The organism is Xenorhabdus bovienii, from assembly GCF_024721015.1.
GTDB lineage: Bacteria > Pseudomonadota > Gammaproteobacteria > Enterobacterales > Enterobacteriaceae > Xenorhabdus > Xenorhabdus bovienii.
In genome coordinates, this window is sequence record NZ_JANAIF010000031.1 from 1 (window position 1) to 24,387 (window position 24,387).

General features: G+C 45.7%; 19 protein-coding genes and 1 pseudogene. 5 read left to right on the forward strand and 15 right to left on the reverse strand.

The annotated features are described in order from the left end of the window. Positions 1-59 precede the first annotated feature (59 nt). From NXS07_RS10095 to fdnG, 6 genes and pseudogenes are all read right to left on the reverse strand, one after another. Positions 60-584, reverse strand: a complete 525-nt coding sequence (locus NXS07_RS10095) for a PIN domain-containing protein (RefSeq protein ID WP_258086680.1) — start codon at positions 582-584, stop codon at positions 60-62. A gap of 3 nt (positions 585-587) precedes the next feature. After that, positions 588-1,052 carry a helix-turn-helix domain-containing protein gene (locus NXS07_RS10100; protein ID WP_258086693.1) on the reverse strand — a complete coding sequence of 155 codons (465 nt, stop codon included), beginning with the start codon at positions 1,050-1,052 and terminating at the stop codon, positions 588-590. 417 nt (positions 1,053-1,469) lie between these two features. Then, a pseudogene (locus NXS07_RS21825) lies at positions 1,470-1,604 on the reverse strand (hypothetical protein); the annotation flags it as partial. A gap of 2 nt (positions 1,605-1,606) precedes the next feature. Further along, positions 1,607-2,248, reverse strand: a complete 642-nt coding sequence (gene fdoI, locus NXS07_RS10105) for a formate dehydrogenase cytochrome b556 subunit (protein ID WP_258086681.1) — start codon at positions 2,246-2,248, stop codon at positions 1,607-1,609. Further along, positions 2,245-3,165, reverse strand: coding sequence for a formate dehydrogenase subunit beta (gene fdxH, locus NXS07_RS10110; protein WP_258086682.1), 921 nt, complete (start codon positions 3,163-3,165; stop codon positions 2,245-2,247). Before fdxH ends, fdoI begins: the two co-directional genes overlap by 4 nt. Before the next feature lie 12 nt (positions 3,166-3,177). Then, positions 3,178-6,225 carry a formate dehydrogenase-N subunit alpha gene (gene fdnG, locus NXS07_RS10115; RefSeq protein WP_258086683.1) on the reverse strand — a complete coding sequence of 1,016 codons (3,048 nt, stop codon included), beginning with the start codon at positions 6,223-6,225 and terminating at the stop codon, positions 3,178-3,180. A gap of 202 nt (positions 6,226-6,427) precedes the next feature. Between fdnG and fdhD the strand changes: the two genes are divergently transcribed. Next, entirely contained in the window at positions 6,428-7,258 is an 831-nt protein-coding gene (gene fdhD, locus NXS07_RS10120) for a formate dehydrogenase accessory sulfurtransferase FdhD (RefSeq protein WP_258086684.1), read from the forward strand. Here fdhD and NXS07_RS10125 read toward each other — a convergent pair. Further along, positions 7,255-8,019 (reverse strand): GNAT family N-acetyltransferase, encoded by a 765-nt coding sequence (locus tag NXS07_RS10125; protein WP_038223713.1) that lies wholly within the window; start codon positions 8,017-8,019, stop codon positions 7,255-7,257. The two genes, fdhD and NXS07_RS10125, sit on opposite strands and share 4 nt — an antisense overlap. Positions 8,020-8,617: 598 nt before the next feature. Between NXS07_RS10125 and NXS07_RS10130 the strand changes: the two genes are divergently transcribed. The 4 genes from NXS07_RS10130 to NXS07_RS10145 all read left to right on the forward strand — a co-directional run bounded on the left by NXS07_RS10130 (position 8,618) and on the right by NXS07_RS10145 (position 14,814). Next, complete coding sequence (locus NXS07_RS10130; protein ID WP_258086685.1) at positions 8,618-9,355, forward strand: Slam-dependent surface lipoprotein; 738 nt, start codon at positions 8,618-8,620, stop codon at positions 9,353-9,355. 130 nt (positions 9,356-9,485) lie between these two features. Further along, positions 9,486-10,964 (forward strand): surface lipoprotein assembly modifier, encoded by a 1,479-nt coding sequence (locus NXS07_RS10135; RefSeq protein WP_258086686.1) that lies wholly within the window; start codon positions 9,486-9,488, stop codon positions 10,962-10,964. A gap of 62 nt (positions 10,965-11,026) precedes the next feature. Continuing rightward, on the forward strand, positions 11,027-13,987 hold the full coding sequence (locus NXS07_RS10140; RefSeq protein WP_258086687.1) for a TonB-dependent receptor domain-containing protein: 2,961 nt from the start codon (positions 11,027-11,029) through the stop codon (positions 13,985-13,987). An 8-nt stretch (positions 13,988-13,995) separates the two neighbouring features. Continuing rightward, entirely contained in the window at positions 13,996-14,814 is an 819-nt protein-coding gene (locus tag NXS07_RS10145; RefSeq protein WP_038208188.1) for a TonB family protein, read from the forward strand. Here NXS07_RS10145 and NXS07_RS10150 read toward each other — a convergent pair. From NXS07_RS10150 to NXS07_RS10185, 8 genes are all read right to left on the reverse strand, one after another. After that, positions 14,811-15,377 (reverse strand): NAD(P)H-dependent oxidoreductase, encoded by a 567-nt coding sequence (locus NXS07_RS10150; RefSeq protein ID WP_258086688.1) that lies wholly within the window; start codon positions 15,375-15,377, stop codon positions 14,811-14,813. The genes NXS07_RS10145 and NXS07_RS10150 overlap by 4 nt on opposite strands. A 133-nt stretch (positions 15,378-15,510) precedes the next feature. Then, positions 15,511-16,254, reverse strand: coding sequence for an SDR family NAD(P)-dependent oxidoreductase (locus NXS07_RS10155; RefSeq protein WP_038194838.1), 744 nt, complete (start codon positions 16,252-16,254; stop codon positions 15,511-15,513). Positions 16,255-16,268: 14 nt separating this feature from the next. Then, entirely contained in the window at positions 16,269-17,033 is a 765-nt protein-coding gene (locus NXS07_RS10160; protein ID WP_258086689.1) for an SDR family NAD(P)-dependent oxidoreductase, read from the reverse strand. Next, positions 17,030-19,888 carry an aminotransferase class III-fold pyridoxal phosphate-dependent enzyme gene (locus NXS07_RS10165; protein ID WP_038208186.1) on the reverse strand — a complete coding sequence of 953 codons (2,859 nt, stop codon included), beginning with the start codon at positions 19,886-19,888 and terminating at the stop codon, positions 17,030-17,032. Before NXS07_RS10165 ends, NXS07_RS10160 begins: the two co-directional genes overlap by 4 nt. Before the next feature lie 54 nt (positions 19,889-19,942). Next, positions 19,943-20,719 (reverse strand): hypothetical protein, encoded by a 777-nt coding sequence (locus tag NXS07_RS10170; RefSeq protein ID WP_258086690.1) that lies wholly within the window; start codon positions 20,717-20,719, stop codon positions 19,943-19,945. After that, on the reverse strand, positions 20,709-21,983 hold the full coding sequence (locus tag NXS07_RS10175) for a beta-ketoacyl-[acyl-carrier-protein] synthase family protein (protein ID WP_258086694.1): 1,275 nt from the start codon (positions 21,981-21,983) through the stop codon (positions 20,709-20,711). The genes NXS07_RS10170 and NXS07_RS10175 overlap by 11 nt, the downstream gene beginning before the upstream one ends. Further along, positions 21,983-23,083 (reverse strand): beta-ketoacyl synthase N-terminal-like domain-containing protein, encoded by a 1,101-nt coding sequence (locus NXS07_RS10180; protein ID WP_038208179.1) that lies wholly within the window; start codon positions 23,081-23,083, stop codon positions 21,983-21,985. The genes NXS07_RS10175 and NXS07_RS10180 overlap by 1 nt, the downstream gene beginning before the upstream one ends. Positions 23,084-23,086: 3 nt before the next feature. After that, a complete protein-coding gene (locus NXS07_RS10185) occupies positions 23,087-24,349 on the reverse strand; it encodes a beta-ketoacyl synthase N-terminal-like domain-containing protein (RefSeq protein ID WP_258086691.1) in 1,263 nt (420 codons plus the stop codon). Positions 24,350-24,387 lie beyond the last annotated feature (38 nt).

The window sequence follows — 24,387 nt, forward strand, 5'->3', positions numbered from 1 at the left end:
AAGCGAAAGAGCTCACCACTCGGTTGACTGATAACTTCCAGATTTTAAAACCCGCCTCTTCAAGTTAATTGCGTATATAAAAATTCATCCGTAGACATCGGTGGATTTTTTAATGCTATACGTTGCTGCCTTACCGCTTCCAGCGCAGCTGCGTGGTTTAAGTCAAAAAGGTCTGAAATAAACTCGTCCGGATGAAGCGCTTCAATATCAAATTCAGCCAAAATCTTGGGCGGAAAGTCTTTCAAGTTCATAGTGACTATGACTTCTGCATTTGCACGTATGGCTGTGGCTAGCACGTGGCGATCGTCTTCATCAGGTAGTCTGAGCCCTTCAATTAACAGTTCAAATCCTGTGACATTAGCATCCGGCAATGCTGTATTCATTAATGTTGTTGTTTGTTCCAGTACTTCGGGCTTTATATCACTGCGCTGTTTTAGTAAATTTCGCTTCCATTCGTCCTGAATAGTGTCCGACCATTTGGGTTGGTACAAACCAGCCAGCCCTAAATGCATAAGTAAATCGCGCAATCTTGCCGGGTATAAAACACATGCATCAAGTACGGCTGGATAGGGAGAGTGCTGCATCTGTCAATAGCCCAAGTTAAGTTCTTGCGCCTGAGCAGCAAGCTCTTGCATAGCAGCTATGCTGTCAGCATCACGTTTCTTTTTGTATTCCATCAGGTCGGCGAATAACACTCGACGATGCCGCCCTGTTTTATGATGAGGTAATTTCCCGTCCTCTAATAATTTAATCATATGAGGACGCGATACATTCATTATATTCGCAGCTTCCTGCGTCGTTAGTTCAGCATGTACTGGTACAATTTGTACGGCGTTGCCTACCGCCAGTTCACCCAGTATATTCATCAGCATGGTTAATACCGAGGTAGGCAGTTCAATTTGGTGCGACACGTTATCAGCACCGTTAATGATAATCTGCTGAGTTTCGGATTTAGTAGAAAGAAACGTGGCCAGCTCTCGTTGGCCACGCATTGCGATTTCAATCTCATGTTGTGCTGGAAGATTCAAGCTGGTTAAAGTTGTGTTGTTCATATTTATATACCCAGTGTTAATATTTTTGTTAGTATAATCGAAATAAACGAAATTCGCAAGCCACGCCTGAATCATCACATCTTTCAGGTTGTCCGCCTGACCAACCCATGAGTAATTTTGTCCACTATATTCGAATCTAACTATCCACTGACCATCGTTACGGCGATGTGGTGCAGAAAATCGTGGGCGTTCTGCTGATTCTGGTTGTTCTATCTGTTCCAGTTTTTCCTCAGATTCTGAATTAGGTTCAGGCTCCTGTTCTGGTTCATATCCGTTCTCGGCAGTATCATCATTAATTTCTATCTCATCATCCTCAATGGATTCATTATCAATGATGTCAGTCTCCAGTTCCTCGTCCTGAATAATGATATTTGGAGAATTATCTACCAGCTGATATCGACCGTTTTCGCCAATTTCCTGTTCTAATGCATCAGCTGCGAATTCTAAATACCGTTTTGTCAGTGGAATGTTGAACCCTAATGCACGCAGCTGAGACGAGGTGACTAAATCATTTGGATATGTTTCAACAATCTGTTTGGTACCCTGCCTCACATTTATTCTTTCTCTTTCTGCTGTTCTTCTTTCAAAATCTCACGATACCAGCGCGGATGGTGTTTCTTCGCCCAGCCGCGCGTAACCCAGCCTTCCACCATTGCCCGCACCGAACCCTTGACCCAGAATGCCGCATAAGCATGGACGATAATGGTCAGGATCAGGCCGATGGCTGACAGCGAGTGCACCAGCAAAGCAATGCGAATCAGCGGAATCGAAAAGTATTCCGCGAAGTAAGGACGCCAGATGATGATGCCACTGACCAGCAGCAGGAACAGGCAAGCACTGACAGACCAGTAAATGCCTTTCTGCCCGAGATTATACTGGCCGGTATCTCCGGCTTCCTCATTACGCAGCACGTTGTGAACATGCTTCGCCCACTCAATGTCATCCCTGTCGAGCATGTTATGTTTGAAATATCTGAAAAACATAAAGACAAACAGGAAAAACATCACGGAGCCGGCAAACGGGTGCAGTATCCGTGACAACTGCGGTGTACCAAAGATATTCATCATCCAGTTCAACGAAGGGAAGAAAAATCCTAAACCACTGATGGCGGTGAACAAGAAGACAATAACGACGGCCCAGTGATTGATTCGTTCAATCGGGGAATGACGGATAATGATATCGTTGCGCTTTTTCATTGCTGTTCTTCCTCATTGGCTGAAGATTCAACATCCTTGCGCGCACTATCTTCCTCTTCTTCCGATACGCGATTCGGACCAATTCCGACATAATGAAAAATGGAGGCGGCAAAAGTCGCGGCAAAACCTATCGCCGCCAGAGGCTTCCAAATGCCTTTCCAGAATGTCACCGTCGGGCTGATGGTCGGGTTATCCGGCAGGCCATGATAAAGCTGCGGCTTATTGGCATGATGCAGAACGTACATGACGTGCGTTCCCCCTACGCCTTCTGGATCGTACAAACCCGCATTGTCATAACCGCGCCCGTTCAACTCTTCCACCCGTTCCGCCGCCAATTCTTTCATATCCTGCTTACTGCCGAAATGAATCGCGCCTGTCGGACAGGTTTTCACACAGGCAGGCTCCTGCCCTACGCCCACACGGTCAACGCACAGGGTACATTTGTATGCCCGATTGTCTTCCTTGTTAATACGCGGCACGTCGAACGGGCAGCCAGCAATGCAGTAACCACAGCCGATGCAGTGTTCTGACTGAAAATCCACAATCCCGTTGGCATACTGGATAATCGCCCCTTCCGCAGGGCAGGCTGTCAGACAGCCCGGATCGGCACAGTGCATACAACCATCTTTGCGGATCAGCCATTCCAGCCTGCCATGTTCCTCAACTTCAGAAAATCGCATCACCGTCCATGACTTCGCTGTCAGATCGGCCGGATTGTCATAAACGCCGACGTTATGGCCGACTTCATCACGAATGTCATTCCATTCTGAACAAGCTACCTGACAGGCTTTACAACCAATACAGGTCGTGACATCGATCAGTTTTGCCACTTCCTGCTGGTGATCCCGCACACGGGGTGCGGGGGTCAGAGAGCTGGTGGCAGAGCGACGAATGATGTCTTGAGTTTGCAACGACATGACTTTTCTCCTCTACACCTTTTCCACATTGACCAGAAATGCCTTGAATTCCGGTGTCTGCGTGTTGGCATCACCGACAAACGGCGTCAGGGTATTCGCCAGAAAACCTTTTTTCGCCGCACCTTCAAAGCCCCAGTGAATGGGAATACCGATAGTATCCACTTCACGGCCATGCACATTCAGGGTTCGGATACGCTTCGTCACCACCGCTTTTGCTTTGATATAGCCGCGATTGGAACTGACTTTGACGGTATCCCCCTGTTTAATGCCTTTCTCCGCCGCCAACCGTTCACCAATTTCCACAAATTGCTCCGGCTGGGCAATGGCGTTCAGCAACGCATGTTTCGTCCAGAAGTGGAAATGTTCGGTCAGACGGTAAGTGGTGCCTACATAAGGGAATTTGTCTGCCTTACCCAAGGATTCAAAATCACTCTTGAAGATACGGGCAGCCGGATTGGAAATGACATTCGGATGCAGCGGGTTGGTTCCCAGCGGCGTCTCAAATGGTTCGTAATGCTCAGGGAATGGCCCTTCCGCCATTTTGTCGATGGCAAACAGGCGCCCCATACCTTCAGGCTGCATGATAAATGGCCCGACATCGGTTCCCAGTGCCGCATTGCTGTAGTAAGGGATATCAACTCCGCTCCATTTATCACCCTCCCACGCAATCAACTGGCGTTTAGCGTCCCACGGTTTGCCCTGTGGATCGGCAGAAGCGCGGTTGTACAGGATGCGGCGGTTCAGCGGCCACGCCCACGCCCAACCGAGCGTATTACCGATGCCCGACGGATCAGCATTATCGCGACGCGCCATCTGATTGCCTTCCGGTGTCCAGCTTCCAGCGAAAATCCAGCAGCCACTGGCGGTAGTTCCATCATCACGCAGTTGTGCAAAGGATGAGAGTTGTTGCCCTTTCTTCACCAGCACATTGCCGTTGGCATCCAGCAAATCAACTAAGGCTCGACCATTGCTTTCCTGCGCGACTTCTTCTGGCGTTGGATTATCGGCATCAAAATAATCCCATGTCATGTTCAACACCTGTTCAGGAAAAGCCCCGCCTTCTTCAAGGTACATATCCCGCATGCGCTTGAAGATCCCAGACAAAATTTCGCCATCACTGATCGCTTCCCCCGGCGCATCCGCACCTTTCCAGTGCCATTGCAGCCAACGGGCAGAGTTGACTATCGAGCCGTTTTCTTCCGCAAAACAGCAGGAGGGCAGACGGAAGACTTCGGTCTGAATGGAAGAAGGATCAACATCGTTAAACTCGCCGTGGTTCTGCCAGAATGAGGCGGTTTCAGTGCTGAGTGGGTCAACCGTGACCAAGAATTTCAGTTTCGACAACGCGGCCACCACTTTGTTCTTGTGCAGGAACGATGCTATCGGGTTGAATCCCTGACAGATATAGCCGTTCACTTCCCCTTGCGACATCATTTCAAAATATTGCAGGACGTCATACGGTTTATCCCATTTCGGCAACAGATCGAAGCCCCAGTCATTCTCTTTGTGGGCATGATCGCCGTAGAAACTCTTCATCAGGCTGACAAAGAATCTGGGATAATTACCCCAGTAGTTGACCTGCCCCGGGACAGTGGATTTCGGGGTATTGGCCTGCAAGTAGGTTTGCAGATCGGTCTGTTTTTCCGATGGCAGGGAGAGATAACCCGGCAGGCTTTGGGACAGCAGCCCCAAATCTGTCAGCCCCTGAATATTGGAGTGACCACGCAGCGCATTGATGCCACCGCCAGCCATGCCCATATTACCGAGCAACAGTTGGATGATTGCCATAGTCCGAATGTTCTGTGCGCCGACAGAGTGCTGCGTCCAGCCCAGTGCATACAGGAAAGTCGCGGTTTTGTCTTTTACGCTGGTTTCAGCCAGATATTCACACACCTTGAGGAAATCCTCTTTCGGTGTACCACAGATATCGGTCACCACATCCGGCGTATAGCGACTAACGTGCTCTTTCAGCAGATTCCAGACACAACGTGGATGGCTCAGGGTTTTGTCGCGTTTGGCAAAACCGTTTTCATCCAGCGCGTAGTTCCATGTGGTTTTGTCGTAGCGGCGGTTTTCCGCATCATAGCCGCTGAACAGGCCATCATCGAATGAGAAGTCTTCCCGTACGATCAGGCTGGCATTGGTGTAAGCCTCGACGTATTCGCGGTTAATCTTTTCATTGTTCATCAGGTATAAAATCACACCTGACAGGAAGGTAATATCCGTACCGGAACGAATTGGCGTATAGAAATCCGCCACGGATGCCGTACGGGTAAAACGTGGATCGATCACTATCAGTCTAGCGTTGTTGTGAATTTTGGCTTCCATTGCCCAGCGGAAACCGACAGGATGCGCTTCAGCGGCATTCCCACCCATCACGACAATCAGGTTCGCGTTCTTAATATCCACCCAGTGGTTGGTCATCGCACCGCGACCAAATGTTGGAGCAAGACTTGCTACCGTTGGTCCGTGTCAGACACACGCCTCGTTGTCTACGGCCAGCATGCCGAGAGCGCGAGTGAATTTTTGTGTCAAATAGCCGGTTTCATTACTGGCGGCGGAGGCGCAAAGCATCCCCGTTGTCAGCCAGCGGTTAACCTCAACACCGTCATTGTTGGTTTTGATGAAATTGGCATCGCGGTCTTGTTTCATCAGTTTCGCGATGCGGTCGAAAGCGTCATGCCAGCTTATCCGCTGCCATTGATTGGAGCCTGGGGCACGATATTCCGGATAGTGCAGGCGGTTTTTGCTGTGGACAAAATCCACCAGCCCAGCCCCTTTAGGGCAGAGGGCGCCACGGTTTACAGGGTGATCCGGGTCCCCTTCGATATGGAAAATAGTTGCTTTGGCATTTTTGGCGCCATCACCGAGGCTGTACATCAACAGCCCACAGCCGACAGAGCAGTATGTGCAGGTATTCCGGGTTTCACGCGCACGCAATAATTTATAGTTACGTGTTTGTGCAAGCGCGGCGGTTGGGATAAAACCCAGCGCGGCTGCCGTCGTACCCGCCATACCACCAGCGCAGATCTTAAAGAACTGCCTTCTGCTGACTTGCATGGGGATCTCCTCACTCACATTGCTCATTAACACATGCCCTGACGGAAAACCCGTAGGTATGCAATTTTAGGCCTAGATTTATGAATGTTTTTCTTTTCATTATGGATTCTGTCTGTCATCAACATCATGCGTTTAAATCGTGTAAACTCCCTACGCTCACGATTTATCCACACAAACAGTATTATGATGGGAAATTCACCTAATGGATAATGCAAATTCAGGAAACAGGTTAATAATCGACGAGATTTGCGGAGCCACTCGCATCAATGTGCAACAAAAAAACCAGCTGAATAGCCCAAAACCGGACTGGGTGGCAGAAGAAGTCCCGATTGCATTGGTCTACAACGGTATTTCCCATGTTGTGATGATGGCTAGCCCCAAAGATCTCGACCATTTCGCGATGGGCTTTTCATTATCGGAAGGCATTATCACTTCCCCACAGGAAATTCACGGCATAGATACCGTAATCAGTTGCCACGGCGGTATTGAGCTGCATATCGAACTTTCCAGCCGTCGTTTTACGGAATTAAAAGAACGCCGACGCAACATGGCAGGCAGAACCGGTTGTGGTATCTGTGGCACCGAACAGATTGCCGAAATTTTCCGCCCGATGCCCCCCTTGCCTTTCACCCAGACTTTTTCATTGGATTATCTTGATCAGGCGCTTGCACAATTACCCCGTCTTCAGGAAATCGGCGCGATCACAGGCTGTACGCATGCTGCTGGCTGGATTGATGCTAAAGGGGTATTGCTTGGCGGCAGTGAGGATGTTGGCCGCCATGTTGCACTGGATAAATTATTGGGAATGCGAGCCAAAACGGGCTGGCGGCAGGGCGCGGTATTGGTTTCCAGTCGCGCCAGTTATGAAATGGTACAAAAATCCGCTATGTGTGGTGTAGAAATTTTGTTTGCTGTTTCTGCCGCCACCTCGCTGGCAATCGAAGTCGCGGAGAAATGCAATTTGACACTCGTGGGTTTCTGCAAGCTGGGACGGGCAACGGTATATACCCATCCACGGCGTCTGGTGGATTAATCAAGACTGTGGAACATCCACAAGTTGGGTTCAATGTAGTAGCCCATCTGTTTTTCAACATCCACCAGCAGCGGCACCAACCCGCCCGGAATGATATATTCCCCACTTTGTGGGAATTTCATGCCTGTCCATTCTTGCCACTCCGCCACGGTACCGTAAATATCCATGGAGCGTAGCGCAGGTTTAATGATTTTTGCCCCCAAGCGCCAATGAGTGCGGATCCAAGGGTCAAAAGGCTCACCTTTTTCATTTTTCCATTCACAGTACTGAACGAAATCTTGCAGGGGATAACTGCATTTCAGGCTCGGCCTGACCGGAACCACAAAACCCTGCAATCCCGCTTCACGGGCAGTCTGTTTCACGCTGTTGATCAATAACGCAGGCACGTTATGTCCACGGAATTCAGGGGCAACGGTCACCGAAAGTGCTGACAGCAGGGTCGGCTGTTGTTTTCCTTTTGCTGCCATTCCTGCGCAATACACGGCATCCCATCCTTCATCCGGCAATTGATCCAAAGCGTGCGGTTCCCACGGGAAAGGAATGGCATTCAATAACCCAATAAGGCGCTCTTCCTGCCCTTGTTGCAGAATGGCAAATTTCTGGAAGCGACTGAAATCGGGTTCATATAATTTTTCCCAATGTTGTTGGGCAACAGGATCTTGATTCATAAAAAAAGGCCATAAATGACGAACAAGATCATATATTTGTTCGTCTAAATCAGCCCTCTCTTCCGCAGATTGAATGATTATTTTAGCGTCCATAATTACCCCCGATTAAATCTATTGGGTATAAATTAAACTTAGTAAGCAGAGAATTGCACATATACGATATTACAGTAAGATACCCACCTTTAATGATAAATTTAATTTATCATTAAATTTATTTATTCCCACTCAAATTCAATTCCTAATATTAAATGATTAACACGTTATCTTTATTTTTCATTCGAAGATATATCTACGTAAAAATGCTTATATAGCCAGATTAAAAACATTAATTTCTATAATGGTATTTATTGATGAAAAAGTTTAAATAACTTGATTAAATAAATGACGTAAGGATTTTTTGAAAAAAACGACATTACTAATAACACAGTAATATCAGGTGATTAAATCTACCTGCGTCACATTTTTAGTAAAAAGTAGATTGTTGTTTTCTTACTCTAAAACAGCAAAAAGCATCGAAATTTAATAAGTTAGACTCAAATTTTAATTAATAAACCCTGTAAAACCCAGAATAAATAATAATAATTATCATTTACATTATCATTTGAAAGGTGTAGGTTTTCTTCGCGCAATAAATCAGGCCGTTTTTATGATTGGGTAACGAGGGATCCCCCGATTCTAAATGAGGATAATGATGAAAAAGATCAATGTATTAGTCGCCGCTTTAGGCGCATTAGGGTTTATGGCACAAGCTCAGGCAAGTGTTGGATTTGGTCAGAGTCAAGAAGACACTACACCTCACATTAAGGTTGGTGCCACCAAAGCGAGTTCAGCTCCACACGGTGGCTCAGGTAATGAACCTGGCATTGGTGTCAGTTCCGTTCGTGACGGTATGCTCATCGGTTTTTCCGGATTAACCCGTATGGCTCCTGCTGACAGCAATGGTATTCATAATATCTCAATGGCAGGCGCACCCGGCTCTCACGGTGGTATGGGCGTATTCCATTTCAGCAAAGTCGCCAATGCGGACGTTTACTTTGGCGAATGGTCAGAAACAGGTAATGCAACAGACACAACCCATACCGTTTATTATGCGGGCAAGGACATTACCACCAATATGCCAACCGACGGTACAGCTACCTATGTGGTGAACGGTATTAACCAGTACAGCGGTGACAATGCCCTTTCCGGCACATTAACAGCAGATTTTGGTGAAAAAACGCTGATCGGCTCAATGGCAAATACCGCTATGACAATAAGTATTGATGCTGATATCTATGCTGATGCTAAGTTTGAAGGCGACGCTAAAACTGATGGCCTGGCTGGGACAACCCAAGGTCACTTCTTTGGTGACAGCGCTTCCAGTCTGACGGGATATGCCACATTTGATGACAAATCTAAAGATACCGCTTTCGGTGGTTCGAAACAGTAATTGCTAATGTTTCAGAGAGCAATGTCATTTTTGGCATTGTTCTCTGTTTTGTTTATTGCCGTTTTATTTATCGCTATTGATTTCTGGCTATTTATTTCTAATAACGTGAGCCTTGTGAGCTGGTTTTTCGATGTCTGACAATATAACAACCCCAATATTATTAACGGCACTGATGGCCTTATGCCTCTCCCTGCCCGTTTATGCTGATGAAGATACCAACCGCAAAATCTGGCAGGAGGCGCAGCACAATCAACAAGAAAATGAAGCTGATCTGATAACGCCAGAGCCTATTTTTATTGAGGATGGCGCTTCATCGATTGTCATTAACGGACAAACATTTCAGGTAGAAAACAACCTCAATAACATCGGTCAGGCGCTATACCTTGCCACTAACCATCGACAGTGGCCGGACGTCAGACGTTTTCTGACGGCTTATCAAAAACTATCTGGGCATGATGTCATGCTGGTCTCTTTTGCCCAAGGCGGCCTGGCGCGTTTTGAAGGAGATTTGGATCTCGCCGCCTATCATTATCAAAAGCTCCTGAACCAACAACCCGACTTCACACGCATCAAGCTGGAACTGGCCCGTGTCTATTTTGAAAATCATAAAAATCGGGAAGCCGAGCAACTGTTTGTGGGATTGAGTGAACAGAACCCGTTACCGGAAACGGTCTTGAAAAATATCAACAGCTATCTGAAAGCAATAGCATTGAGAAGTGACTGGCGTGGCTCTTTTTCGGTAGGTTATGCCTATAACGATAATGTCAATATGTCCCCGGATCAGGAACCAACCTGCCTTACCTATAAGCCTGATGGGGGCTGCTATGAGGAACTCCATATACCAAAAGCCATTAAAAAGTGGGGAATGTCTTATGACGCCACCCTAAGCCGACGTTACCAACTTTCCGGTCATCACGGCATTTTTGGGCGTGGCCTGATTTATGGCGAAAACTACCGTGATTACCACGATGAGAACGAAAATACCTTCCTTCTGGTCACCGGTTACAACTACAAAAGCAGAAATCACGATTTCTCTTTTGGCCCCCTGTTTGAATATAAACAACGGGCGGGTGATACCTATTATCGCGCCACAGGTGTCAAAACGGAATGGAGACAAACATTCAGCCCTAAAACAGCTCTCAATATCGAACTGGAGCATAAACAACTGCGGCATCAGCAGCGTTACCACTGGAAAAATGGCGACCTCTCCTCTTCCTATCTCACTCTATCCCATGCCATCAGCAAAGAATTTGTCGTATTTGGTGGCGGTGACTGGGTCTATCGGGACAACCCGCAACCGGCGGATCGCTATCAACAATGGGGAATCCGGGCAGGCATATCCGGGCAGATCTACCCCGGTATTAATGGCTCACTGTCTGCCACACTGCGAGAGCGGCGCTTTGGTGCTTACAACCCGATACTCCACGCCAGACGTCAGGACAATGAACAGATCTATACTGCCGTCATTAAAGTCCCTGCCGCTGAAATATTGGGTATGACCCCCTCTATCACTTTCCGCCATCGACGCAATCACAGCAGTGTGAATTGGCTGTACAACTATAACTATAACAAAAACGAAGTACTATTGAGGCTGGAAAAATATTTTTAATCAATAAGTTATGACTTTCTATTTGCGTAATGATGATTGACAAATTGAGGCAAGGGATATCAATGGCATACCGAGTTAAAATACAGCTAACCCCCATTACAATTGCACTATCACTGGCATTTTCGCTGACAGCCCCCCCCCTGTTTGCCGAACCCAAATCTACCGTCACTTCTCCAAGCAAGCAGACGGATTTAGGCAAAATTCGTGTCACAGATAACAGTGATAAAGATGAAGCCGGTCATGATGCGGTCTATGACAAAGATATCTCCAATATCTATATCGGCAAGGAACAGATAGAGCGCTATAAAGGGGCGTCTCCCGCCGATCTGATTAAAGGTGCGGTGGGTGTCTACAGCGGTGATGCCCGTAATAGCGGCGCTTTGGATATCAATATCCGTGGTATTCAGGGGCAAGGGCGCATTCCCGTCACTATTGATGGTACGGAGCAGGCTATTACAGTGGGACGCGGTTATAATGGCGCCAATAACCGCAACTACATTGATCCCAATTTAATCAGTAGCATCGAAATTGAAAAAGGCCCCTCCCTGAGCCGCAACATCAAAGGGTCAATCGGCGGAGCCGTGGTTATCAAAACATTAACCATTGATGATGTCGTGCCAAAAGGGGAAACTTTTGGCATCAATACCAAAGTAGAAACCAGCAGTAATTCAGTTAGGGAACGCAAGCCTTCTTTGGCACTGGGACAAGACTACCGCGATGTTCCCGACTTTATCCAAAACGGTGTCGAAACTGATCCTGAATTAAAAATCACCCCTCATTCGTCAAAAGACAATAAATTTCCCGGATTCAAAGATAATGCTTTCCGGGTCGCATTAGGAACACGGCAGGAATATTTCGATCTGATGTTGGCTTATAGCTACCGACGTCAGGGAAACTATTTTGCCGGCAAAGGCGGTGCTCATCGTTATGACAACCCTATTACAGAAACCGACAGGCAACTGATGAAGGATGTTCGAACGACATTAGATCCTTATCTTCCGTTTGCCGCCCGTATCTATCAACCCGGCAATGAAGTCCCTAATACTTCCAGTGAGATGAGTTCCGTATTAATCAAGAACACTTGGCGTTTCACCGATGATCAGGCTCTACAGCTGGGTTTTCGCAATACCCGTATGGAATTTGGCGATATTATGCCTTCACGCTTGGGCTGGATTAAACCCGAAGAGAATATGGTTCCTCAGTGGCCATTAGCCAATGTCCATCAGCAAGCCGCCAACCTGACCTATAAATGGCAGCCTACCGATAACCCCTATGTCGATTTCGACATAAACTTGTGGATAACCCGCACCACCAGCAACACAAACACCGCGGGTGGATACCCGCGATCTCCAATCAATAGAGATTTTAATTGGGAAAAGGATGTCAAAGTCGGAAGTAGGGACTCCAATATCAATGGCACACTGATAGATACAGCTATCACCAATTCCCAAAATAATCGCTGGGGTATAGATATCTCCAATAAATTTGAACTAACTCGCTATCTGGATCTGACCTTGATGGGGAATTTCCAGCACGAACGCCTTAACTCCAATGATGACTATAATTCCACCAATCTGTACTTTTTCCAGTCGCCAGCACGGAAAGGACAGCGTCAGGAAATCAATCTCGCCTTTAACTTTGACTGGCGGCCGACTTCATGGCTGGCATTGAGCGCAGGTGCCAAACGCGTTTCCTATTGGTCTCAAGATCATTTGCTCAATGAGCGACGTGCCGCAAGAGATGATCGTTATCAAAAAGAGAAGGAAACCATCGGACATGAAATGAGTTATTGGCGAACGCCGACAGAAGAAGAAGCCTCTTATTTCAAGAAAAGATGGGATGATGAATATTATTCCAAACTTAGCAGGAAAGAAAAAAAAGAATTACGTCATAAAGCAGAAGAAATAAATTCTAAAACCGATCGCGATGAACATACACGCCGGATGGTTAGCGAAAAATTCACTTGGCTTTACGATTCCAGCAGTGGCAAGCTCAATAAAAGCGATAACCCTTACTTCAATGGCCAACTCGATATGAATGAAAAGGTTATCGACCCAATAAGTGGTAAAGAAGCCTATAAATACGAATACGGCGCAAGAGCTAGTGCAGCAAATGTTATATCTGGCTCTAATGTTGACGATCCTTGGGAACCGGCCTCTAAACGCAAAGATCACGCGTGGGCGCCCACTTTCTCTGCCACGGCCTATATTACAGACGATTTCCGGATCTATACTCGCTATGCCGAAGCCGTCAGAATGCCCAGTATTTTTGAAGATACTGTGGGTTTCTCCGGTAACAAAGGCAATCGCGTAGGCCAGAAATTCAAACCCGAACGCGCCAAAACCACTGAAGTGGGGTTCGTCTATGATTTCAGCCAGTTGGTTGATGCAGAACGCCATGCCGATATCAAAATGTCTTACTACAACATCGTGATTGAAAATGTGTTTGACCGGGATAACACCTATGAGTTTTCCCAAATGGACAAACAGAAAATTGCCGGTCTGGAACTACAGGCGCGTTACGACAATGGCAGTTTCTTTACCGATATGGGATTAACCTACAACCTGAAAAATAAAGTGTGCGACAACAATTCTTCATTGAGAATGAATTCATTGAATCGCCACGATATACCAGAATGTATTGATGGCGGTTTTGCGGGAGGCTATCTGCGTACTTCCATTCAGCCCCGATATTCAGCGAATCTGACTGTCGGCGGGCGCCTGTTTGATGAGAAGCTGGAGCTGGGCAGCCGGATACTTTACCACAGCAAAGCAGAAAACAAAGACGAAAAATGGTTGATGGAAACATTACCCGATGTCTATAAAGGCCAGTCAAATAACCCAATGCGCTGGAATCCGGTTCTCACCGTTGATGCCTATGTTAGCTACCAGATCACGCCAACCCTATCGATGGAACTGACCGGAACGAACTTAACCAATCGCTACTATCTCGATCCTCTGACGCGCTCCATGATACCTGCGCCGGGGAGAACCTTTAAACTCAGTATTACCAGCCAGTTTTAGAGGATGATATGACTAACACAGCCATATTGGAAAGCCCAGCCAACCATTTTCCGCTTCTGCCCGGAAAGCAACTTCTGGTTGGTATCCTGATTGCCATTTTATTGCATATCAGTCTGATATGGCTGTTCAATCGACATGCCTCATATGATGACAGCGCTCATCATGTAAACCAAAGTTCGCCCTTAACGGGGCTTTCCATCACGATGGTAGCCGCTTCATCATGGGCGAATGAACCAGAGCCTGTCTCTCCTCCGCCACCGTTGATCACCGCGCCTGAATCGCCGACAAAGCCAGAAATTGCTCTGGATAAAGCGGTTCAGGCCGAAAACAAGCTGGAAAAACCACTGGAATCCGTCAAACCGCAAAAACGCCAAAAACCGCAGAAAGAAAAGCCGCAGGAGAAGGCAGAAAAAAAATCAGCGCCATCACCACAAGTTCAGAAAGACAGTAATGAGGAACTTGAAACCAACGGCACCGATCAGATCAATTCACAAAGTAGCATGAGCCGAGCCGCAACTACACAGCCTCTGGTGGGTCAGGGCAATAGCGCACTGGATAATTACCCATCAAGACTCAAGCAAGAAGTTGAAAGCCACAAACGTTATCCCCGTAAAGCAAAGCGAATGAAACAAGAAGGCACAGTGACCATTGGTTTTACTCTGCTTAATGACGGTTCATTCACGGCTGCCAGAGTGATTAACTCCTCTGGCAACAGCGTACTGGATGATGCCGCGCTGGATGCCATCGCTCGTGCCAGTTCGGTTGGTCCCAAACCGGCAGATTTGGCACCCGATGTAACACTTGAAATTGATTTTGAGCTGGATTAAATAACAATCGATTCCAGCATAGAATTTCTTTCTCCATCACTGATTGTGGGAATGGCATAGAAAGGCACAACATTCACAGGATAAATACCCACTAATCCCAGCGTTCCAAGTGTCATGTCACGCATGAAGTTATCTATCTCCATGTCATTCTGAACCAACACTTCTTTTGCCGTACCCAACGTGACATACACCGTTGCGGATTTGTCTGTCAGAAAAGGGGTAAATATTTTGTCATCTTCATAGTAAGCAAAGCCATTGGAAAAGACCCGGTCTATCCATCCCTTAAGAATAGCTGGCTGACCAAACCACCAAATAGGATAAATAAAAATAAGATGATCGGCTTCTTTAATCATAGACTGACTTTTCGCTACATCGGGTAATACTTCTCCACGATGCAGAGCTTCAAAATCTGAACTGGCAAGCACAGGATTAAATTTTTCATCATAGAGGGAAATAAAACTATATTCCTCACCCTTATTACCTATTTCGCTAATAATCTTTTCTTTGATAGCATGATTAAAACTTTTTGGATTAGGGTGGGCATAAATAATCATATGTTTCATGTTTAATATTTCCTTAAAGGAACAAAAATTATATTGATAGATATCATCATAAAGATGAACCCGCTTAATAAAAAGCGAGTTCATCTAAGCAACATTATCAATAGCACTTATTCACAATAGACTGGAATAGCATTTACGCTCCACAACTATCTCCACCATCAATGACCAATCCTTGGGCTGTGATCATGGAAGCATCGTGAGAAATGAAAAACATGACTGTATTGGCAACATCCTGCGGGCTGACCAAACGCCGCAATGGAATACGTTTTTCAATGCGTTTAAGCAGGGCTGATGTTGAACAGCCAAGCAATTTTGCCTGCGGCTCTAACCCCTTCACTAGCATCGGCGTATCCACCCAAGAAGGCAAGACAGCATTGACGGTAATCTGCCGTTCTGCCAAATCCAAGGCCAGTGACTTTGTTAGCCCCAGTAAGGCATGTTTCGATGCAGAATAAGCACTATTATGTTTCTTTCCCGCTTTACCAAGAATAGAAGAAATAACCACAACCCTGCCTCCAAGGAGGATTTCAGGTACAACATGCGATAATAGGCGTTGTGTTGAATATAAATTGGTTGCTAATATCGAATCCCAGATATCACTCTGCCCAATATCATTGCTATTATCTTTACCATGACTGATTACGATTCCCTGTAAGTTACCACTCTTAATCAAAGGGAACACTTCATTAATTATTGCGTTTTCATCAGTTAAATCAATCTGGATTGCTTTAATATATTCTGGTGACTGTTCCACCAGTTGATTTAATCCATCATGTTCAATATCAATTGCAATGACATAATATCCGGCTACAACAAGTTTCTGGCAAACGACGTATCCAATTCCACTAGCCGCGCCTGTGACAATAAATGTTAACATCAAACTTCCTTCTGTTAGCTTAATGCAATTCCACCATTGACATTAATCACTTCCCCCGTTATGTAATTATTCTCTATAAGAAAATGTACCGACGAGGTAATTTCTCTGACAGTGCCAACTCGTTTAAGTAATACCTTGTTATTAATTAATTCTTTATGTGTCTTTAATAATGATTCCGACATTTCCGTCTGAATAATGCCTGGTGCAACCGCATTCACCCGAATATTCTTGGCTGCGACTTCAACAGCAAGTGCCCGCGTCAATGATTCTATTCCGCCTTTGGTGGCCGCATAAATTGACTGACCTTTATTGGGCCTTTTGGCTGAAATCGACGAGATATTGATAATATGCCCACTACGCTGAGGTATCATCACTTTCAATACTTCACGGCTACACAAGATATAGCTCAATAAATTGTTATTTATCAGTAGTTCAATATCTTTGGTTTCCATTGTGGCCAACAATCCATCTCTGGTAATCCCTGCGTTATTGACCAGAAGATCAATTCGGCCAAACGCCTCACTCACGGTATTAATAAATGTGCTGACATCTTCCGCTTTGGCAAGATCGGCTCTGATTGGCAGTACGTCGGGATAATCGTGTGTCACTTCAGCGATAAAATCGGCTGTTTGAGGCATTTCATTTCGATAACAAAACGCGACCCGATATCCCTTCTCCAACAGACTTAGCACTATTGCCCGGCCAATGCCCTTACTGCCTCCCGTTACGATGGCACATTTTTTTACGGTGTCTTGCCCTACCTGTGTGTTTTCACTCATAAGCTAGAATTCTCTTTGATATCCGATAGGGTGAAATGGTGTTTCCTCGCGATCGCCATAATGTCGAGAACTTGATGGGTAGAGATATTTCCGTATGAAAAATTATCTTTATGCTGTTCCAACGCCAGCAAAATGGTTTCCGTCATGCAGGCATAAAGCTGACCTTCTCCCAAATAGGCCCTGACCCGCGGATCTAGACTGTCATGATGAGGAGTCTGGACAATTCCTCCCCGCAGTATTTTGATATCCGGTCGGGTCCTCAAATCATCATCGGAAAGGTTATGCGGCACAGAAATATCACAAACGATCGCATCCCGCTTTATCTGGTCTACCGATATAAAGGCTTCTGAGGCATTGGCGGCACACACAATGACATCACTGTGCTCAATATCAGAAATACTCTGAGAAATATGGATAAATATCTGATCGGGATAATGCTGAACCAGATAGTGATCAATAGCTTCACCTATGCTGGTTTTACCCTCATTGAACTGGCTAATAAAGTCATCATCTGGCATCAATGCAAGACAATCCACGATCCTTTGTGCCAACCCACCCATTAACGGCTGTTTATTGACAATAAATTGTTCATAGATATATTGATAAATATGGTATTTCACTTCATTCAGTTTTCTCACTGAACCCTGATTATTACTGCCTATCAGCACCATTTCCTGATATTGTGGCCCCAAAATTTCTGCATAAACCCGACCGATATTCCCTGCGCCACCAATCACCGCAAGCCGCATTTGAGTGATATCCCGATGCGATGTACTTCTTTGCAAGGCTTCAATCCCAATCCCCACAGTCAAAGCATTACCGGTCGTTATACCTATCTGGTTATTTTTCACTGACTTACCATTATTGGTAATAATCGATGTAAACATCCCCAACCCAACTACCGTATTGCCAGACTCCACAGCTTGAGCAATACGAACATCAATTTCATGCCTCAACCGCGCCAAATCATTTTGGGCCAGTGCAGCCTTAATCATTTTTGATGTCACAGGAATCGGATACAGCGTAAAGTCTACCGACTGCCCATTAACCGAGCTTATACGTGCGGGTTTGAAAGGTTTAGTCGCCAGATTAAAGCTGGTGCTCTCGACAAACGATTCCAATTCTTCATCGCTGAAAATGCTGAAAGAGGGATCAACTTCTCTGAGCCAGTCTGCAGAAATCAGATGGTTAATGAACGCCGCCTTATAATTTGCTGCACTGCCATTTTGTTGGCCCACTTCCCTGCTACGATAATCAGCAGGAGTGGATTGATTCAACTTCCCAAGGATAGGGGCCACAATGAACCCTGCATTGGCATGGCGAATCGCCAGACAAACTTTGGCAAGCTCATCCACAAACCGGACAATATCCCGAAGTTCCAGAAAAACAGAGGGTTCCATACGGATCACATTGGACGCACTACCTGAAGGTGCAACACGGATATGGCTGCCGCACAGCAAATAACCACTGATGACATAGCCCAGGCTGCCCTGAACAGCGATATTTTGCAAAATGTAAGAATCTGAATCATCTACATCATGGAATTCTACCCCCCAGATCAGCCCTTTTCCGCGCACATCTCGAATAATATCGGGGTAGTCTTCTTTCAGGGCATGGAGCCGTACCTTGAACTCTTCCCCCAGTTGGGTGACTTGCTTAAGTAACTGGCGCTGATCAGCATGCAGTAAGTTTATATAGTCCAAAGCCACTCGGCAGGAAAAATCATCCTCACCAAACGTTGAGCTTTGAATTAAATCAAACCCCGGAGTAAAACTCTCCTGACGGATCGCAACAACCCCGATTTTGGCGTACCCTCCACCCAATGCTTTGGAAAGGACATAATAATCAGCATGAATACCCACATCACTGGATGCCACCAGAAACCCACACCGCCCAGATCCAGCCTGCACTTCATCCGCAATGATTGGACATCTAATAATCTGTTTTAGTTGATTAACTCCGCTTACCTGCTCTGCACTAAGTGGGTAAACGCCCCCCTCTCCCTGAACGGGTTCTATCAACAATGCGGCAACGGTTCTAAATTTCTTTTTCGTCAGGATAATCCGGTCATTTTCTTCCTGTGGCAGCCATAACCAACCATTCAGAATGTCATTGGCTTTCTCTCCCATCTCAACAAACTCAGACAGTTTCTCAGTGGAAAGGAAATAAGTGTTTATTTTCAGACGCTTCAAGTAATCACGATACATAATACCGTGTGTACAGTTCGCCGTTACTATCATTTTTCCATGAAAGGCATGTTCAAGGGCAAGAAATGTTGGCTTTGAATCTAACCGACTCTGGTTGAATGCAGTCAACGCACGTTGGATATCTTGGGCAGAAGCCTTTTCCTCCAGTTGCAGCTGCTGGTACTGCTCATCTGTCAGCGCAATCACTGACTCACCGTTTAATTTAGCAGTAGCCTGTGCAACCTCTTGCTCCAAGGCTACAAGCTCTGCATTACGTGTGAATTCGACACTTTTCAGCGCAACTTCCATCGATTCTGCTCCTGTGCTGGTAAAGCAGAACACAAAATCGCCGCTGGTCGCAGTTTCTTCCTTCAGTAATTCATTCAATCTTTCTGCCAAGACGGCCGCAGGCTTTCTGATGGAAAACTGGTTATGAACCGGTATCTCTTCATCAAGATAGTGCTTAATTCTTTCTCTGATAAGAAGGGAATTGTGGCCAAGCAATGTCGCACCATATCCTCCTAAAAGATCTAATACGGGTATTTCCTGATCCTGTTCATCTTTGTAATACAAAAAATTGCCCGAAGCCCGATGATAAGTTTTGTCTAAACCAATAGAAACCAATGCACGGGTAAGCAATGGCTTACAAAACCTAGCGTAATTTTCCATTATAGATCCTTAATATGTGAACCTGCGGTTATATGAAGCTATGGTTGTGTGGAGCTATGGTTTGAGACTAGGGCTGGCAGTCTCAGTCCGTACACAGGCTGACATATAGTCCGCTATTTCATTGATAAACAAGACGGCTTCAGCACAATGATTTCCTTCACGATACATTCTGCTCAGAGAGGAAATATCGATGGTCGGATAATCTTGCAGTGTCGGTCTTTCACCCTTCGCCAGAATAAAAGTGACGCCAAATTCCACAAAGTCTTCCTCACCATCAGATTGAGCATCATGAGTGATATTTCCCATGCCAGAAGCCACCACTAATGCATAGTCAATCATGCCGTTGCTCAGGAATAACTCAGCCTCACTGAATGCTGACAACAAACCGATATTTCCACGTAAAAAAGAAGCACAATCACATTGCAGGCTCAATTCTTGGGAAAGCACACCTAGCAGGTTATTACTGAGCGATAGGGTAATTAAGAAAGGATTTACCTGTACTGAATTCCAGATAGTTTGATAAATTTCATGTTCATTCTCTGCCCCATGTTCTTCCTGTTCAGGATTCAATTCCGAAGGCATAGGATGAAGATAGCCATACTGTGTGGTATACAGGCCAAATCTTTTATTAGGATCAGCGATATCCAAACCGGATAACATTAACGCTCTTCGCGCTGAAATAATGCCTTTTTCCGTTCCTATAGAATAAAAACGCCTCAACTTGTCATTTTTAATCAGCTCACCGCCATTATTCTCATGATTCAAGCTATTCAATGACGAATGATGACTAGTCACATTATAGCTAATAAGTTTTACGCCTCTATTTATCACCGTAATCCCCTATCACTAAACACGAATTAATGCCACCAAAGCCAAATGAGTTTGTTATCGCATTTTTTACGGGGAAAGGCCTGCCCTTCTGTGGAACATAATCCAAATCACACAGTGGATCAGGCGTTTCAAGATTGATGGTAGGAGGAATAAACTTGTTTTTCACCGTCAGAACCGTTGCTATAGTTTCAACCGCTCCCGCCGCGGCTATCCAGTGGCCCAACATCGATTTTATTGATGAAATCAGGGGCGGCTGGCTGCCAAAGATCCGCTTGATAACCGCAGTTTCCAACTCATCATTCAATGGGGTTGATGTACCGTGGGCATTAACATAATCAATCTGGTGAGGTTCTAAACCGCTGTCCCTGATAGCCTTCCTGATAACGTTTTCCGCCCCAATGCCATCAGGATGGGGAGCGGTCAGCTTATAAGCATCAAGGGAAGCACCGTATCCTGTAATTTCAGCGTAAATTTTCGCGCCTCTGCTCAACGCACTTTCTTCACTTTCAAGGACTAAGAAAGCACCCCCTTCGCCAGCAACCAAACCACTGCGATTTTTATCAAAAGGCCGACAAAACCTGTCACCCCATTTTTCTGTTGTGGCAGTTGCTCCCAACAAATTCAACCCGACCAAAGTGCGCAGGCTTATGACCGAATCAGCCCCTCCCGCTAGCATCATGGTGGCCTCTCCCCTTCGAATGGACTGACAGGCCAGCCCAATAGCGTGAGTCGCACCAGCACAAGCCGCATTGACATTGACGACAGGCCCCGCTAAAGCAAGCTGGCGAGCGATCTCCGTTACCATTCCATCATTACTGCATCTTATGCCTGAATAAGCACCCAAATTATTGCGTTGCTGCAACAGGGATTGCATAACTGGTTCATGAGAATGACGGCACAGATTTCTATCATCTTCAAGAGTGCTAGAAACCCCGCTACACCCATAAATTCCGATGCGCTTCCCAGCAAGCTGTGCCGGATGTAGCCCCGCATCTTCCAATGCCTTGGCTGCAGCAATAATCCCCATCACTCCACGTCTGTCTGTCATCCCGGATTCCGGCAGGTACGCAGAGTGATTGGCAATCAGTGAATCAAAATCAATCTGTGCAGCATATTTGATAGGTAATGCGCCATTATCTGCAAACGCCAGTGGTTTAACGGCAGATTCTCCATCGCAAAGTTTTTGCCAGAAAACATCAATATGAGTCCCGAAAGCACTGACGATCCCCATGCCCGTGACTACAACGCGACGATCAGAAACCATCACAACTCCCCCTCTTTGGGCATCCCCATGCGAAGCAAAATGGCAATGCATTGATTTTCCAAACCATGAACCACGACTAACACCAAACTAGGCGGCAGTGGACGGATGAAATTCCGATTGACGTTATCAACACTGATCCCTTTTTTATGCATGTCAATGGCCAGATTAATCGCAATAAAAGGTGCAGCAGGCCCTGAATATCCCATTGTTTTATCAAGATAAAATTGTATAGCATCAGGAAAAGTATCGCTTGCCAGTGCTATGAACCCATCAGTAGCTTTTCCAACATGGATGATTTGGCATGGCGATAAATTTTCCTCCGTCAATTCAGTCAGAAAACGCTGATACGGATTATTGTTGTGAAAGGCTGTGTTGTGCAGAAATGAACGTTCAAAACGGAGGATCTCACCGTCCGCATTATGAACATCTTCATGCAGAGTGATAAATGCCGCCGCTTCTGCTGGTAGCCACGGGGTATTTTTTATGAGGCGTTCGTATGCAAGGTAATACCACGGTGAAATTTTCTGGCTGCCCCCGCCGCAGAGAACCCATTGGCTACGTTTTTCTTTAATACTGTAATAGCCTTCCAGAAGTGCATTGCCACCTGCATCAACATGAGGAGAAAAAAAACCATTGTCTCCCTGAATATTAAGATGTTGAGATAAATGGCTGGCTGTTGACGTATTTAACAGTGCCAATCCCATTAATGGAGGTGTTTCAACCAAGGCTCTGGAAACATAACTTTCATCGTCCTGTGCATCAAAGGCAATAGGAAGTATGTCATCATCAGCATCACTGGTTCCTAATCCGATAAACAATCCTCGTTGTTCAGGCGAAATTTTATCCCCAGTGCTACTTTCCCACGTTTTGATGCCAGAATAGAGCACCCACCGACTTTGCGCATTCGCAACCCGCCGGACAATCTTATCCATACGTGGCATGACAAAAGCCTTATCGCTAATAAGCCTTTCACCTACGATATTGGGTAAATGAAGTGAACTATCTGAACGTTCAGCCGCTGCTATATTACCCTGTATCAGGTTGTCCATATTCAGGCCATCAGGAAGCAGGCTAACTCCACTGGCAATGTAGATTCCCATTTTTCACCCCTCATGCCGCTTTAATATCAGACTGCTATTTTCCCCACCAAACCCAAAGGAATTACTCAAGATGTGATTAACGCGTTTCACTTTTGCAGTGCTGTTAACGTTAACCACCCCATCTGTTTTCCCCGCCTCAGAAAAATTAAGGCTGGGAAGAATGAGTTCATTCTTCAGTGTTTCAATGGAAAGGATGGCTTCCAATAGTCCGCTAACAGCAAGCGAGTGCCCCATCGCTGATTTCGTGGAAATAACCAATGGGTTATGGGGGAAAAGTGCATTAATCGCTTTGCTCTCAGCAAGATCATTATTGACGGTTGATGTACCATGAGAATTAATGTGCTCAATATCCTCCGCTGATAAGCCCGCATCTTGCAATGCAGCAGACATGCAGTCCCGGTAATATCGCCCAGAGAGATCGGTTGACGTCATTTTATACCCTTCGGATTGCCGAGACATTCCTGCAATTTCAGCTATGATGTTCGCCTTTCTGGCAATAGCATGAGAACAACGTTCTACAACCAAAAATGCAGAAGCATCAGCCAGAACACAACCTGACCTATCTTTATCAAATGCCCGTGAAGATTGGCTCATATCGGTAAATTTACCGTCATACAGCGCTCTGACTTTCTTGAACAATAATTGCATAATCGGGTGGGTGGCTTCTTCAGAAGCACCAACCAATGCAATGTCAAGCCTGCCACTCTTGAGGTGCTGATAGGCCGAATAGAGTGCGACTATGCCAGCTGTACAAGCATCACTATAAATTTTGGGTAGTGTTGAGATATTTAAGCTGTTTGCCAGCTCTTCGGCGATTTCATATGGGCGCATCAGCGCCCCAAATTGTTCAATATCGATATATTTTGAGGGTGATATTCCTGAATTGAAATAACGGGATAATGCCTCACCATCAACAAACATCTTGTTATTGGCAAAAAATAACTCACATTGGGATTGATTTAACTCCGTTTGAGTCAATCCCGCCATTTGCAAACTATTTGATGCAGCACCGCAAGCCATCAAGAAAACACGATTATTGGATAATTGTCCTGTACAGCTGAATTGACTACGTAACCTATCTATATCTTTGAAGGATAATTTTGCACTCGGAATATGGGTTATTCCATACTCTTTTAATAACTCATCTTCACAGATAAGTGATTTCCCTTCCGATAGAGAATTAAATAAATCACTTGGGCAATCATGATTACGAACAATTAAACCATAACCGGTTACAGCAATATTATCTGTACTAATACCAGTCATAGTTATCTTCTATTTTAATAATATGTTTTATTCAGGTT